This window comes from Enterobacter genomosp. S (assembly GCF_001631805.1).
In the GTDB taxonomy this organism is placed as follows: domain Bacteria; phylum Pseudomonadota; class Gammaproteobacteria; order Enterobacterales; family Enterobacteriaceae; genus Enterobacter; species Enterobacter quasihormaechei.
In genome coordinates this window covers 1-16,263 of the sequence record NZ_LVVA01000005.1, presented here as the reverse complement: position 1 = coordinate 16,263, position 16,263 = coordinate 1, and the positions used below count along the sequence as shown (strand labels likewise).

The 16,263-nt window shown below is 39.8% G+C and carries 10 protein-coding genes and 4 pseudogenes; 11 read left to right on the top strand and 3 right to left on the bottom strand.

Features of this window, described 5'->3' with window-relative positions:
* Positions 1 to 63: 63 nt before the first annotated feature.
* A pseudogene (locus tag A3466_RS05555) lies at positions 64 to 613 on the bottom strand (RNA-guided endonuclease InsQ/TnpB family protein); the annotation flags it as partial.
* 127 nt (positions 614 to 740) lie between these two features.
* Between A3466_RS05555 and A3466_RS22770 the strand changes: the two are divergent.
* A pseudogene (locus A3466_RS22770) lies at positions 741 to 1,852 on the top strand (IS3 family transposase).
* Positions 1,853 to 2,189: 337 nt separating this feature from the next.
* Here the strand turns inward: A3466_RS22770 and A3466_RS23855 are convergent.
* Together A3466_RS23855 and A3466_RS23035 are read right to left on the bottom strand one after the other, a co-directional pair.
* Positions 2,190 to 2,264, bottom strand: a complete 75-nt coding sequence (locus tag A3466_RS23855) for a hypothetical protein (RefSeq protein WP_432416598.1) — start codon at positions 2,262 to 2,264, stop codon at positions 2,190 to 2,192.
* Between the two features lie 137 nt (positions 2,265 to 2,401).
* Positions 2,402 to 3,757: a YadA-like family protein gene (locus tag A3466_RS23035; protein ID WP_120286577.1), complete on the bottom strand. Its 1,356-nt coding sequence runs from the start codon at positions 3,755 to 3,757 to the stop codon at positions 2,402 to 2,404.
* 1,059 nt (positions 3,758 to 4,816) lie between these two features.
* Here A3466_RS23035 and A3466_RS05530 point away from each other — a divergent pair.
* From A3466_RS05530 to A3466_RS23510, 10 genes and pseudogenes are all read left to right on the top strand, one after another.
* Positions 4,817 to 5,683, top strand: a complete 867-nt coding sequence (locus tag A3466_RS05530) for an N-acetylmuramoyl-L-alanine amidase (protein ID WP_063449813.1) — start codon at positions 4,817 to 4,819, stop codon at positions 5,681 to 5,683.
* A 349-nt stretch (positions 5,684 to 6,032) separates the two neighbouring features.
* Positions 6,033 to 6,770 carry a carbonic anhydrase gene (locus A3466_RS05525; protein WP_063449741.1) on the top strand — a complete coding sequence of 246 codons (738 nt, stop codon included), beginning with the start codon at positions 6,033 to 6,035 and terminating at the stop codon, positions 6,768 to 6,770.
* 935 nt (positions 6,771 to 7,705) lie between these two features.
* Positions 7,706 to 7,924 carry a hypothetical protein gene (locus tag A3466_RS05515; RefSeq protein WP_063449739.1) on the top strand — a complete coding sequence of 73 codons (219 nt, stop codon included), beginning with the start codon at positions 7,706 to 7,708 and terminating at the stop codon, positions 7,922 to 7,924.
* A gap of 229 nt (positions 7,925 to 8,153) precedes the next feature.
* Positions 8,154 to 9,428, top strand: a complete 1,275-nt coding sequence (locus tag A3466_RS05510; protein ID WP_063449738.1) for an HlyD family secretion protein — start codon at positions 8,154 to 8,156, stop codon at positions 9,426 to 9,428.
* Positions 9,421 to 11,547, top strand: coding sequence for a peptidase domain-containing ABC transporter (locus A3466_RS05505; protein WP_063449737.1), 2,127 nt, complete (start codon positions 9,421 to 9,423; stop codon positions 11,545 to 11,547). The genes A3466_RS05510 and A3466_RS05505 overlap by 8 nt, the downstream gene beginning before the upstream one ends.
* Positions 11,548 to 11,649: 102 nt before the next feature.
* Positions 11,650 to 12,024, top strand: a pseudogene (locus tag A3466_RS23625) (Tn3 family transposase); the annotation flags it as partial.
* Between the two features lie 67 nt (positions 12,025 to 12,091).
* A pseudogene (locus A3466_RS22760) lies at positions 12,092 to 12,279 on the top strand (transposase); the annotation flags it as partial.
* A 705-nt stretch (positions 12,280 to 12,984) separates the two neighbouring features.
* Entirely contained in the window at positions 12,985 to 13,830 is an 846-nt protein-coding gene (locus A3466_RS05495) for a hypothetical protein (RefSeq protein ID WP_063449736.1), read from the top strand.
* A gap of 1,416 nt (positions 13,831 to 15,246) precedes the next feature.
* The gene (locus A3466_RS23305; protein ID WP_165602744.1) at positions 15,247 to 15,852 is read left to right on the top strand and encodes a hypothetical protein; all 606 of its coding nucleotides are present in this window, start codon (positions 15,247 to 15,249) and stop codon (positions 15,850 to 15,852) included.
* 152 nt (positions 15,853 to 16,004) lie between these two features.
* Positions 16,005 to 16,263, top strand: a 259-nt coding sequence (locus tag A3466_RS23510; protein ID WP_245167731.1) for a fimbrial protein, incomplete at its 3' end; no start/stop codon positions are given.

The window sequence follows — 16,263 nt, the reverse complement described above, 5'->3', positions numbered from 1 at the left end:
GGCATCTGTAAACAGCATCTGTCTTGTGACTGCTCCCCGCCCTGTCGGGTGAGGCTTCCCACTTCAATAGGCCGCTACCGTCTTTATGACGGATTTACGCTGGCCTCCATGGGCAGAAACGACGAGTCCCCCGCTTGTAATTCCAGTATGCCCCTGCGTTCAATGTTAATCGCCGCATTGATGTCGCGGTCATGTGATCCAGCTTCACCAGATGCACGCCTTTCTCTGCTGCTTTGTATTCCAGCTTTGTGATGAATCCAGACCATCCCGCATCGCCTATAGCTCGTGCCAGATGGTGGTTTTTCATCATGTTTGCTGCTTTCAGCGTTTCCACAATTACTGCTTGGCTTTCGTCAACAATTGTTCTGGAGAGTTTGTGCTGGAAGTCAGCGCGAGTATTGGCTACTCGTTCGTGCACTCCTGCAAGCTGTACGCGGGCTTTATGCCGGTTAGCGCTACCCTTTTTCTTACGGGATAACCCTTTCTGTTTACGTCGCAGGTTGCGACTGGCGTTGATGAGATAGCGGGGGTTCGGGATTTTGTCACCATTCGATTTAATGGCGTAGTGCGACAGGCCCATATCAAGGCCTGTAACGTCAGGATGTAATCCCGGAGGGCAGAGACAGCCTGGCTGGCGCAGTGCGGAGCATGACAGCCCGTCTGTAAGTATCCCGGCAAAACGGCCCATTCACTTTTAGAGATCTTCCGACATACTGATTATGTCCCCTGAGGAGATCGCCATGCGCAAAGCCCGATTCACTGAACACCAGATCATCGCCGTTCTGAAGTCCGTTGAAGCCGGACGTACCGTCAAGGATGTGTGCCGTGAGGCCGCTATTTCTGAAGCCAGCTATTACAACTGGAAAGCGAAATATGGCGGGATGGAAGCGGCCGATATTAAAAAAATCAAAGATCTTGAGGATGAGAATCGACGTTTGAAACAGATGTTTGCCGACCTGAGCCTTGAGAACCGGGCACTTAAAGACGTTATCGAAAAAAAGCTTTAAAACCAGCGATAAAGCGTGAACTCTTCAGCTATCTGACGGCACTATTTGCCATGAGTTTACGCCAGGCCTGCAGGATGTTATCGCTGAGCAGGACGTTCTATTTTTACCAGCCCGATACCCGACGTGATGAACCGGTGATCTGTGCGCTGACTGAACTGGCAGAACGCTATCCGCGCTACGGTTTTAAGAAGTTGTTCCAGCTGCTGCGCAGGTAGGGCAATACCTGGAACCACAAATGCGTTCATCGGATTTACTGCCTGCTGAAACTGAATTTTCGTCGTAAGGGAAAACAGCGACTGCCAGTGCGTAATCCAGCGCCACTGGCGACGCCGCAAGCGTTAAACCAGAGCTGGTCTATCGATTTTATGCACGACGCCCTGGTCTGCGGCAGACGATTCCGGACCTTCAATGTGGTGGATGATTTTAACCGTGAAGCACTGGCGATAGAAATCGACCTGAATATCCCGGCTCAGCGAGTCATCCGGCTGCTGGACAGGATCGTGGCAAACCGCGGCTACCCGCTGAAAATGCGGATAGAAAACGGGCCAGAACTGGTCTCGCTGGCGCTGGCACAATGGGACGAAGAACACGGCGTGATGCTCGAATTTATCAAGCTGGGGAAGTCTACACAAAACGCTTTTATCGAACGGTTCAACCGGACATAACGGACAGAAATCTTGGATTTTTACCTGTTCAGAACACTGAATGAAGTACGGGAAATTACAAAGCGCTGGCTGATGGAATATAACAACGAGCGGCCTCATGAATCCCTGAACAACCTGACGCCGGAAGAGTACCGGCTGATGGCTGAAAAAACGGAACTCTCAAAAAGTGCGTGGAACTAAAACAGGTGTGCTTACACGTCCGGACGCCCGGGTAAAAAAAAACCGGGCAAGCCCGGTTAATACACAAACGTTCAACAAATCTTTATAGACATCCACGCTATAGATGTTTCTACATCTATGTTCTCGGGGATCGCAACTGTATTCTACACTGAAGCCACACAGAGGCTAAGACTTAATTAATCACAAAATTCTGATTTTCTTTGTGATCCTGATAATTCACTTCGGCTTATCACTAGCTTCGACCATCTCGATATACCTCAGATCGTTTGCACTTGGCAGCGGAATACTGAGCATGCGGTAGTGCCGTACCCGTTCAATGAAATACTCTTTCAAATGTTCAGGCTGCGACTTCAGGCACAACGAGCATATTCATACTTCCTTTAAACGCGACAGCGGAAGCCACCAGGTGCACAGCTACTTTGTCCTGCTCATCTTTTAATTTGGCTCCAATATTGAACTGATGTTTAAAATCAACCTTAACTTGGTTTTTTCCATTTTTTCACGCGGACCCCGTTAAGCACGAACTAAAATATATAGAAAAATTAGGGGCTATAATCCTCCTGCAATCCCAATGCCTATAGCTGAATTATTAGATGAGTCCCATGATGTATTAAGGCGAATGCTAGCATTATCTGCAATTTTTAATTGGACACCGGCTGCAAGAGCATTACCATTTTGATAATTACCTAAACCAATCCCGTATGAAAAATGGCTATCATTAATATAAGGTATAGATGCCAATGCGGCAACCCCAGCTAACCCCGCATTCAAACGCTTTTCAGCTTGTTCAATTTTATTGTTTAGCCCTCTAAATTTACTATTAACATTTTTATCCATCTGTCTGAATTTTTCATCAGTATAAGCATTTGCATTTTTTTCGGAAGTTAAGGCTGCGTTTTTGGCATAGTCAATACTTTGACTATATTTGAATTCAGTGAAATTTTTAGAAACTGCTACCGCATCATTCTTCGCAGTACTGATGGTCTGGTTAATCACGCTGTTGTTCTGCTTGATTTGTTCATCTGTATAGGCACCGGATGACGCAACCGCATCATTCTTCGCAGTACTGATGGTCTGGTTAATCACACTGTTGTTCTGCTTGATTTGTTCATCTGTATAGGCACCGGATGATGCAACCGCATCATTCTTCGCAGTACTGATGGTCTGGTTAATCACACTGTTGTTCTGCTTGATTTGTTCATCTGTATAGGCACCGGATGACGTAACCGCATCATTCTTCGCTGATGTAATTTCTAATTGTAATTGATTTTTTGCATTATTTATATTTGTATCAGCATAGTTGATCGCAGAGTTAAGTGTCTCGGAAGATTTCTCATTAAGTTGATTTAAATTAATTGCATCTGTACCTTCTGTTGCAGTAGCCACATTGGTAATTTGTCTTTCGTTGCCTTTACTCCCAACAGATACAGTGTTGTCGCGGTCATTAGTGCTATTATTACCGAGTGTTACTGTATTATTGGCAGTAACTACAGTTTTGTCACCAAAAGATGAATTATTTTCGCCGTTAATTTTAGCACCAGTGCCGTACACATTCGTTCTACCATACTCCACACCTGTATCCACAACATTTCCGTCTCCGTAAATATTTCCGAAGGTGTTTTCTACTACATTACCCTGTCCTGTAACGACAACATCACTTTTATTTAATGAATTACCTTGACCAAAAACCTGGGAAGCGTTTGTATCAACAAGAGTGTTGTCGTTTCCTACGATAATCTGTGGTCTTGCTTTTGCAGGGTTTGTAACTCCACTAACGCTATTATTATTCCCTGAAAGGACCTGTGTATAAAAATCGTTACTAACATTATTAGATGCCTGTACATGAACCGAGCATGTAATGGCAACAGATAAAAGAGAAAGCTGAAATGTTTTTTTACTAATCATTTGAAGCCTTTAGCCTGGGTTTTTTAATTCTATATATGTAATGTGAAAGATTAGGGAAAAGTTGATTATGCAAATTTTCATTACTCAGTAAATTCTTTAAGCCTTTCCTTCATAACATAAATTTCTTGCAACCTTCTTATTTCCTTCTTTTTTAGCCTAACACAGTAATTTTTCAAATAAAGGGAGTCGACTGATTTTTCAGATAATGATTGATTTATTTGGCTATTGACGCGGTATTGGGGTTTAGGGAGAAACGGAACAGCAATCACCGTTAACAGGTCAATTTAGATGGTCATTAATTTATTGAGTAAATTAATGACCAGATTTTCTTTGAGAGGCCTTTTCCTCAATCGGAATGTCTAGGGCGTACTGGATACCTTCCAGTTTCGGGGATTTACTGCTTATACGGAGCCCTATCAGGATGTTCAACTTCGGAAATAATGTTCGGATTTTTTTCCGGCATAAGATCGTGGCTATGAAAAAATAAACAGGTAGGAGAACGATCATCTGGTATGGTGCGTACATGTCGCATTGCAGCTGGCTCGTCAGGAAAGGCTGATTAGCTTTGAATCGCAGGAAAATCTTTTCATCATGCGCTGGTTCGCCCTGGCCAAAAAACAGCGTTGATTCTCGCATGACCTGACCACTTACATTTGCTGGATGCTGAACCAGGGCGGGGAGGATGTCAAATATCCGATACCATTTCTTTTCGGATAATCGAAAATGGACCTTGTTAAATGAAAGCTTCAACGTAGTGAAAAATCAGAATTTTTATACCAAAAACTACTCAAGTATCCGAAGCTTTTTAGGATATGATTTCATTAGTCAGGTGCGGCCTGCATAATTACATAAAGGGATCTTACGTTGACGTTGCCAGGCAAGCCTGGCTTTTTTTTTATCGAAGAGTCGGGTAGATAGATACCGAATGCAGACTATCCCACCTTGAGCCGCCCACATTAGCGCTCTTGCTCCCCCTTCGAAAAGGAAGGGGCGAATCACCTATCAGTACAGGGAGTTTAGATTATGCAGCGATGCATTTTTTTACCGCAATCCACGATGATGCAGAAAGTCATGGGGACGGTCGTTCTGACCGTGATGCTGTCAGGCTGTGCAACGAGTCCGGTGAAAATGGAGGAACGTGAAAGATATTATGTTGACCATGCCTTTCACGCTATCGGTCAGAATAACAGGGTACGCTTTCTGGTTATGCATTATACGGCACTAAATGATAGCCACTCTCTCGAGACGCTGACCCGGGACCAGGTTAGCGCGCATTATCTGATTCCGCAGGAGCCGAAATCCATAAAGGGTAAGCCCGTGGTCATACAGCTGGTTAACGAAAACAGGCGGGCATGGCATGCCGGCGTTAGTAGCTGGAATGGCCGGTCCAATCTGAATGATACATCCATTGGTATCGAAATAGTTAATCCAGGCTATACGGACGATATACTGGGGAGGCGTACTTGGTATCCCTACAGCGAAAAACAGATCGCCACCGTGGCTTTAGTGATGAAGGACATTATCGATCGCTATCAAATCGCGCCTGATAATGTTGTCGGGCACAGTGATATCGCTCCGCTCAGGAAACAGGACCCCGGAAAACTGTTTCCCTGGGCCCGTCTCGCTGACATGGGCATCGGTGCCTGGCCCAATCAATCGACGGTTATTAAATATCTTGCCGGTCGTTCCCCTTCTTCCCCTACAGAGGTTAGCACCATTCAAGCATTACTGAAGCAGTATGGTTATGACCAGATACCTCAGAATGGAATGCTCGATGAGGATACACGGAAAACGATCGCAGCATTCCAGATGCACTTCCGTCCAGCGGATATTCGCGGTAATGCGGATGCTGAAACCGAAGCCATTGCCCGTGCGCTGAACGAAAAATACCGTAGCTCATCGCTCCAGTCACAACCGAAAAGATAAAGCTGATGCTGACAGGTTTAACATCCTCCCCACCTAATAGACGAGGAAGATGTCAAGATTGATGCTTTTCTACAGTATAGCAAGGAACGTCTAACGGTACGCAAAACTCGCTCTGGGCAAGGCATTAAACGCAAACTGAGAAAGCAAAATTTATTGTCTGAGATCATAAATTTGTATTGACCTAAACAATAAGTATTAAAGGTGAACGAATGGTCATTATGGTCAATGCCTACGTAAGAAGTGTTGAAGCTAGGAAAGTCTGTATCCGACCTCATGGTACAGTCTGTAAGGGCTGAGGGTACTATTCAATATGATCATATTTATAAATCCGTTAGAAAAAGGATAAATCATGAAAGGAAAAATTATACTGGGTATTATGCTGGCGAGCTGTGTCTCTGTCGGAGCCACAGAAAACTCTCTGCATTGGGGTTATGAAGGCCAGGAAAGTCCTGAGCACTGGGGCAAGCTTTCACCCGATTATACACTCTGTGAAACCGGCAAAAACCAGTCACCGATTAATATCCATGGAGCTCTTAAAACGCATCCTAAAAAACCTGTTTTGGTTTTCAAACAAGGTCAACAACAAATAATCAACAATGGCCATACGATTCAGATTAACGTTAGTGATGGTAATACCCTGAGTCTGGACGACGCTTCTTTTTCACTGCAGCAATTTCATTTTCATGCACCAAGTGAAAATGAGATCGATGGCAAGCAGTTCCCTCTGGAAGGTCATTTTGTCTATAAAGATAAAGATGGTGCTCTGGCTGTCTTAGCGCTGATGTTTAAGGAAGGAAAAGCCAATCCGCAATTGGCAAAAGCCTGGCAACAGATGCCTGCTAAAGTTAATCAAGCAGCCATAATGATGCAGCCGGTGGATATCAACGGTTTGTTGCCTGAAAACAGAGCGTTCTACCGTTTTAGCGGCTCCCTGACCACGCCACCTTGTTCTGAAGGGGTAACATGGATGGTTCTGGAAGAACCTGTCAGTGCTTCCGCTGAACAAATTAGGCAATTCCTCTCAGTACTTCATCATGCAAATAATCGCCCAGTACAGCCGCTGAATGGCCGCGTTATCATTGATTGATTTCTGAGGTAACATGCAGGTCACTGTGCGTAGTGATCTGCTTTGTGACTAAGAGGGGATAAATAGTGGAATCCAAAAGCTTCACAAATACGTAAAGTGAATCGCCGCAGATAATTAAATACTTCCGATCCTTTGATAGTGTTTTTTCATATTAAGTCAGTGCATTTATTCACACGGGCCATGCCAACGATAACTGTTATATCTATTTCGATGTGGTCTTAATATCGCTGTGTGTTTCTTCACGTGTTCCGCAGATTTCTTTCTTTGTCCGTACACGATTCAGTGACTGGAAAAAAAATTTCTGTAACTGAGTTATCATAAGACGTGCCATCAACCTCATTTTTGCTCCTTGTCAATACGAATAACATTTCTCAGGGTATATTGGCAGCCATATGAAACGCGTATATAAATTCCTATTCTGGCTGTATCATTCGCAAACCATTGCTTGCATTAAAGTTATGAAGGTTATAGTAAACCTGAACATTGATAAAAATAAAAAACAAGTTCTACTAAGCAAATCAGTCAATTCAGAGTAATACTTCATTATGAAAATAACTGCCATATACAACAGTTGAATAGACAAGTCATACTTTATTAACAAGAACATTGGTAGTTCATTATACAATTTTTACCTTCTATTTTGCTGCCTTAGTAGCTATAGTAAACTACCAAGGGTTGAGGGAGATAAAGCTCAATAGAACTATCATCTACAATAAGCTTTTTATACTACTAGAAGTTGAATTGCCAACTTCACCGCAATCAGTATTTTCCATTTTTTTCCTAATTTTTCGCTCACGTCCAATGAAGGGTTTACATGTTAATTTCGTTGGCTATCATCATGGCGATGGTCATAGCGTGACGTAACATTGAAATGCTTCAAAACAATTGATTATGGCCAGCTTAAACATCATGTTAACTGTATTGAGGAATATATAGTGAAAGAGCTCAATAGTATGGAAGTGCAACAAGTGTCTGGTGCAGGTGCGTTCTCAGACGCTGGTCTGACCCTTGGTCAGAGCATCGGCGCAATTGTTGATGCTAGCATTAATAATGGAAGTAATGTAGGTGCTTCAATTGGTGCATCAATGGGTCAAAGCATTGGTGCAATAGTTGATGGAGCGCTGGATTTCTTGGCTCGCCTTTTCGGTAGGTAATAATTGCATATATGTTTACAGCTCTACGGAGCTGTAAACTATAAATAATATAGATATTAAATGTTAGAGCATCTCATTCGTGATGCATGTGTTATGTTTTTTTATTTATCTTTAACATTTAATATTATACAAACGAAAGAAACCCCATATATTTAAACTATGTTGGGTAAGCGACACTTTATATCATTCACTAAGCAATAATAGTTTTCTCATAAAATAAGGAGTGGTGGTGTTTCGCAAAGAAGCATTAGTACACAAGAAAATCAAGTGGCGCGGGAGAGCCCTTCTGATCCAAGGTATGCCAGCTTGGCTTACAGCCGTATTGTGTCTTTTTTTTATTGTTGCCTTCATCACTTTCATAAGTGCAGGTACCTATACCAGAAGGATTAATGTTAATGGCGAAGTAAGTATCTACCCACGTGCGGCAAATGTTTATTCAACAGTTCAAGGAGTGATAATTGAAAAATATGTTTCAGAAGGTCAAACAGTAAAGCTTGGCCAGCCTTTTTATCTGATTGATGTTAGCAGAAGCACGCGAAATGGTGTTATTAGCGAAAACCAACGCAAAGATATTAATAACCAGTTAATACGCATATCACAAATAATAAGTAAACTGGAAAGCAGTAAACGCGCCACCTTAGATATGCTAGAAAAACAAAAAGCACAGTACTCGTTAGCCTATTCTCGTTCGTCTGAAATCCTTCGTCAAGCGAAGGTTGGAATAGAATTAATGAAAAAAAACATGGATAATTATCGAAGTTATCAAAAAAAAGGATTAGTTAACAAAGATCAGCTTACTAACCAAATTGCTCTCTATTATCAACAACAGAACAATTTTTTGGGTTTATCTACTCAAAACGAACAAAATGCTTTGCAGATAACCTCACTTGAGAGTCAACTCCATACTCAGGCTGCTGAATTTGACAACCAAATTTATCAAATGGAACTACAACGCTATGAACTCAAGAAAGAATTACTCAATATTGACGCCGGTGAAAAAATAATAGTTCGTGCTTTAGCTGACGGAGTAGTAGATTCATTAAGCGTTTCAGTGGGTCAAATGGTTAATGTTGGAGATAGCCTTCTTCAAGTTTTACCTCAGAAGATTGATTATTATTCTCTTGTAATTTGGGTTCCTAATAGCATCATCCCTTATATATCAGTAGGTGATATGATTAATGTACGTTATGACGCATTTCCTGTAGAGAAGTTTGGCCAGTTTTCAGGCGTAATAACTTTAATTTCTAAAACGCCAGCATCATTACAAGAAATGCAGACTTATCAGAGCGCTCCAAAAGATACTCAACACTTATCCGAGACATACTACAAGGTAATTGTAAAACCATCAAAACAATCTATACAATATAACGGAAAGGATTTAAATCTTGAAAATGGAATGAAAGCACAAAGTACATTGTTTCTTGAGAAAAGAAAAATTTATCAGTGGATGATCTCGCCGTTTTACGATATGAAAATTAGTGTAACTGGACCTGTACATGAATAATCTTCCAATCAAGTATATATTAAGCAGGCTGAATTTAAACATCCTTAAACGCATGCCCCTTATTCATCAAACTGAAGCCGCAGAATGCGGTTTAGCTTGTATAGCCATGATAAGTGGATATTATGGTAAAATCATCGACCTTGTGACTTTACGTCAACAATTCAATATGTCAGCAAGAGGCACTACACTCGCTGGAGTAATTGGTATTGCAGAGCAATTAGGGTTTTTAACACGACCGTTATCGCTTGATATTAATGAATTAAGTAAAATAAAAAAACCCTGCATACTTCACTGGGAATTTAATCATTTTGTTGTCTTGGTAAGTATAAGTAAGAAATGCGCTGTAATACATGATCCTGCACGTGGGCGCAGGGAAATAAATTTTTCAGAATTATCAGATTCTTTTACCGGCGTTGCGCTTGAGGTTTGGACTGGAACTTCATTTACTGCTAATAAGACCATCCAAAAACTTAGCCTTAGAACATTAACCAGTAATATTCAAGGTCTTAAAAGGAATCTCGCCAAGATATTTTGTTTATCACTCATAATTGAAAGCATTAATTTGGCGATGCCCGTGGGAACTCAATTGGTCATGGACCATGTTATCCCAGCCGCCGATCAAAATCTACTAACTCTAATTTGTATAGGTTTAATTCTATTTCTCTTTTTGAAAACAACAGTCAGCATATTTCGCTCATGGACTTCGTTAATCATGGGGACGCTCATTAATGTTCAATGGCGGGCAGGTTTGTTCAATCATTTATTACGCCTTCCCGTAACCTATTTTGAGAGACGTAAACTTGGTGATGTACAGTCTCGCTTTAGTTCCATAGAAGTGCTAAAGGATATATTTACAACTAGCATTGTTGGTGCCATTATGGATAGCATAATGGTCCTTTGTATGCTTGTGATGATGATTTTATACGGAGGATGGTTAACGTGGGTAGTGGCTGCATTCACGGCTATATACGTTGGGATACGATTTATAACCTATAATCATTATCGGCAGATTTCCGAAGAACTATTAGTAAGAAAGGCTCGCGCAAATTCCTATTTCATGGAAACTCTTTACGGTATTTCAACATTAAAAATACAAGGAATGATTGAAAGGAGAAGTACATACTGGCTTAATCTTGAAATAGACTCCATTAATACTGACGTTCGTGTCAAGAAGTTGGACATGCTATTTGGAGGAATTAATGCTTTTATTGCATCTCTAGATCAAATATTGATTCTTTGGCTTGGTACCAGTCTTGTAGTTGATAATCAAATGACTATCGGAATGTTTGTAGCGTTCGGTTCTTTCCGTAGTCAATTCACCGACAGGATAGGTTCCTTGACCGAGTTTTTACTCCAATTACGCATGATGAGCTTACATAACGAACGTATCGCCGATATCGCCTTACACCCACGCGATAATCGAAAACCTGACATTCCATGTAAACTTCCACTGCAACCAGCAACACTAGTCGCCCATGAACTTTGCTATAGCTATGATTCTCAGTCACAACCTATTTTTAGTAATCTTAATCTCTCGATTGAACAGGGCGAAAGCGTTGCGCTGGTTGGCCCCTCTGGAGTGGGAAAAACAACTTTAATGAAAGTATTATGTGGATTATTAGTGCCAAGCAGCGGAAGTGTTGAAGTTGATGGTGTGGATATCAATAAATTAGGCATCAATAATTATCAGAAAATGATTGCTTGTGTTATGCAGGACGACAAACTTTTTTCAGGTTCTATTCGAGAGAACATTTGTAGTTTTAATGACGATATAGATGAAGAATGGATGCAGGCATGTGCGCGAGCAAGTTTTTTGCATGATGTTATTATGCAAATGCCTATGGGTTACGAAACACTTATTGGCGAACTCGGGGAGGGATTATCCGGTGGCCAGAAACAAAGATTGTTAATAGCTCGTGCTATTTATAAAAAACCTAGGATATTATTCCTTGATGAAGCAACTAGTGCACTCGATAAAAAGAGTGAAACTGCAGTAAATGAAGCGATTAAAAGTTTGAAAATTACAAGAATTATCATTGCACATAGAGAGTCAACTATTGCTTCTGCTGACAGAGTGATTAATTTAAATTTTGCAGGAAAAATCAATGGATTTGACTAAAATCTTCCAATTGTTTCCTGAGCCCTACGCCTGGCCACTTGTAATCGATGGCAGTAGAGATGTCGTATTGACGATAAAGATATTCTTTTGTCTGAATAGTGACTAATTTATCTCCGGCAGAACAAAGTGATTATACCCGCGATTGATGTTGTGGAACTAATCTGTGCGTAGACGATATTGGCGGCGATAAAACCGTGTCTCAGATTCTGAAAGCCCCGCTAACTCCGGCTCAAAAGGAGGGGGCTAGGATCGTTTACATGAGTCATTAGATAACCAGCCTTCTAGACTAACATGGCTTCTGCTATTGCCCTATTGCCGGGTAAAATTAATGGTAAGAACTTGTGCAACATATTGATCGGCTCAGTAGCATTGTATCGCTAGCATCACCTGAAGATAGAGATCGTACCATTCACCAGAACCGTTGGTAGAAACTTGTGCAGGAAGCCCAAAATGAGTAGTAAATATTTGACTAGATTTTAACCACCCAGCGACAGTAGTTTAATGAATTTGGCCAACTGAACAGAGGTGATATGCTCATCTCAATCTGGAATCCAATCTTTTATCCGCTCAATTGGTGGTCGATCAAAATTACACCGTATCTGACGCTGCCAGAGCAATGGATGCCATGACAAAATGGGGCAAACAACTGAGTGATGAGCGTCAGAGCAGAACTCCAAAAGCTCCCCGATGACTCCGGAACAAATCGAAATACGTGAGTTAAAGAAAAAGCTGTAACGTATGGAAAGAGCTATCGATGCCTTGAAGCGTAAAGAGATAAAGATCAACGAGCAACTGCTGTCGCATCTGTCTATGCCATGCTGGAAGCACACCAATATGTGAGGAGATTATGTCTGGATAAGCAACCGGATACAGGCTTCCGGTTAGCTTCTTTGGTTGAGGCCAGCTAAAATCAAATAGGTTAAAAAACTTAACGTACAATAATTTATGTTATTTAAACTGACCGCGTTTGAAACCATCTAAATTGCTCGAAGGTGTCTGCCGGATCCTTGCCGATTCAATATATTTCACACAAAGCGGTAACTTTTCGCTCTTTCCCCCCCCTACTTAAGGAGACCTAAACAGTATTGACAATTACAAACGTGAAGTCTTTTTGGCTAAATCTAATATATAACAATGAAGATAAACAAGAGGTGCTGAACGAAATTTATTGTGCTTAATGTCATTCAATGAACACTGTTAACTTCATTATTGATATTATCACCGAAAGTATATATCAACTAGGAGAGTATAAATTACATATTGACAGAAATAACTCCCAACGCAATTATGGGATTTTACTTAAAATAGTTTATTGACGGTACATGTGTTATAAGATATAAACTAAATAGATTGGATGCCTTAGATATAAAATTGATTTTTGGGTGAGTTGATTTTTTTTAGCCACTCGCATCAGTATTTTTGATAATGGATTACAAGATGGAAAAACACATAGACATTCAAAAGATGCATGACTTCTGTGATGCTATAAAAGGCAGTCAAAACTTTAAGAGTCTCGTTTCACTTCATGAGGAGTTAGTTGTCAAAGTATATTCCAGAAAACCACTTTTCTATAAAATGGTCTTCAAACATGAAAGATTCCTTTTGGCTCTTTGTATATATGGTTATCATTTTAAAATCAACAGACCAACATTGAAGCAGATAAAAAAAAGGATTGTTGATGACTATAATCTTGCAAGTCCAAGTACTTTCAGTTCATTTATCACGATGTTACATTTTACTGGAAGACTCGAACTCCTGAAAACCCCTGGTGACAGACGCTCCAAGCACTTTGCTGTTACACGTAGTGTTCTGGATGAAACATGGGATTTATTAATGACAATGATTAAGCCATATGCGTCCATTTACAGAGTCAAACGCATAGAACAACTGGCATTTAGCGAGTCCATAATAGAAGATTTTTTCTCAAAATATATAGATTTTATAGAAAATGATATAACGATAATAAAACAATTCAATGAGCTAGAACTATTTCTGAATAGAGACGGTGGGCACATGATCATTTTGAGGATTTATATTGAGTATATTAGAAAGGAGACATTAAGCATAGATTTAGCACCTAAAGAACTTGCAAGTTATGCAAGTGTGTCTATGATGCATATCAATAATATATTGCATAGCGCGGCTAAATCGGGTCTCCTTAGTGTAGAAAGACGCACAGGGATAAGAATAAATGAGAAGTTTGTAAGCTTGTTCGAAAATTATTTTGCATTTTACTTATCTCAAATCCTTTATTGTATGAATTGTCTTCCTGAACATAATTAATGGTACATATGGTTTTCAGTAGTTCTTCTTAGTGAACCATACGATCTTAAACCTGCGTCATTGCAAAAAAAATTATTTTATTCTGCGGGTGCAAATTAGGTAGTTTATATAGTAGAGGTTTCAATCATTATCAGTAATGGATTTAACGAGCTAAATATTGCCTACGGATCAATGTAGAATTACTTAGCTAAATATCTTAGGAACCTATGAACATAATATGTTTTTTTTCAAATTCTTTAAGCATTAATGCAAAAAAAGCATTAACCATAAAGTTTGAGTCTTTTTGTCACATTTGATGCATCCGGCTAAGTGTTACTCAAATGTGGAGACCACTTAGTCGGACATGCCGAACAATGTGGCTTTCATTAAGGTAAAGACCAAAATTTATCATGAGAAAGACATCAGCTATTTTCTAATATACTTGTTATCCATCTTAAAGGATGGTACTTAATAATAACATTAATACAAATTTGCTGTTTAATCGATGGCAATTGTGGCCAGAAAGGTATTCGTTGAATAACATTTTGTGCAACGTTTATAGCATACAGGCTAACCACAATTACAGTCATACGATTCAGTCACAAGCTCCTTAAAGCCCACATGAATTCAAAGATTAATACCTGAATATTCTACATGCGGTATTGAAGTGATTAACTTTGATGTTGCGACTATTCCTAAAGTGTTGTAGATGACATCTCTCTCAAAGACAATAAAGACCAGCAATAAACCATTGATGAAAAAGGGTATTTTACTTTTTTCGGAATTTAATGCTGATATGTCTATTTATACAGATGAATATCTTCATGTTGCCATTATGTCAAAAATTAACTTGAGTGTGTTACAGCTTACTTACATTTAGGTTTGTATTTTACATTCCACGTCACCCCTAGTATTTTCTTCTTTTATTTTTGTATGTCATGGTTTTTTATTTTTATAAAACTGTCTTGTTGTTAAGCTCTTCTTGTTAAAATAATATTCTTTCGCATCAAGTAACCGAAATCATTATCAATAAGTCTATAGTTATGATGCATAATGAGATGGAACAATCTAATTGTTTTCTTTATGGATATAGTATTTTTCAATGTCTGGAGTACAGGCTTTTTACGAGAACGCTAATTAATACAAAAAATGGTCGTATCAAAAGATTTGGACCCACAAAAGCCAGACTTTTCGAGTATTTACTATCTGAAATGGACTCGGGTGTTGTGTATGATGAAAATATTATCATTCATGTATTTTATGATAATGGATTACGCTGTTCAAAATCATATTTATTGTCGATGGTAAAGAAAATCCAGCTTGCATTTAACAGTGTTGGATTTGAAAGGTATCCATTCTCGAGACTGGGCGGAAAAGCATACAAAATAGAACAGGGTGCTTTGGAACGTATATGTATGTTCAAAGCAACATCTTGTAATGTCGTTTAATGATAGGTTAGTGGATTTGATGGCTGTATTGGTTTTTACAAAAAATTTTGCCGTACGAAAAGCAATAAAGTCACTATACGCTGAAGAATGTCGAATTTATTTCTTTAACAATCGCCTTGCATTTTTAGTTAGTGCAACCGTTTTTGACAAACCTTGCATCTTAATCGATACGGTACATGAAACGAGTGATAATATTCGTTGGATTTACACGCGTTTGTCCAAAAGAGGATTAGCTCGCCTAACACATTTTATTGCACCAAAAAATGTTACAGCTCATAGTTTTTTGAGTGTCTTTCGGCTAGTTACATCAATCAAAGAATTAAAGAGGATCTTCAACCACGCCTCAAAAGTACAGGCTAGGGAAATGCCTTGCAATTTTCGAAACGCATTGTTTGGCGAATTAAAGAAAAATTTATCAGAGATTCACATTGAATTTCTGATGAACATTTACAACCCTGTAAATAAAGCCTTTAGATGTAGTAATAGAAGTGATATTAATAAATTATACTATTTACGATGTCGGCTTTTACTAGGTACCGGGATAGAGTTGAAACAACTTATTTTGATGCTAACAACCAATAAGATTTCGCCCTAATTTTAGAATGTTAAATTCATCTATCAACAGGCTTTTGATGCTTTTTATTAATTGATTTGTAGTGGCTTTTTTAATGAGCGGTTTTAATCTATCACTCCCAGGAAGAATATAGTCCGCAGTAGGTGTTTGTTCAATCATAAGGATATATAGCTATGCAAAATATAATGCCCCGTCTTGTTCGCAATGTGCTGGTAGCTACTGTCGTCACCGGTATTTCCTTTGCGGCTCAAGCTGCCGATGGGAAGGTTAATTTTACCGGAAATATTCTGGATACGGCGTGCACGGTTAGCACAGGTACTGCCACCCAGACTGTTGACCTCGGACAAATTCCCAGGAGCTCATTCAGCGCAAAAGGCGATGTAGCGGCAGCAACTCGCTTTACTATCGTGCTTGATAATTGCCCGACGGCGG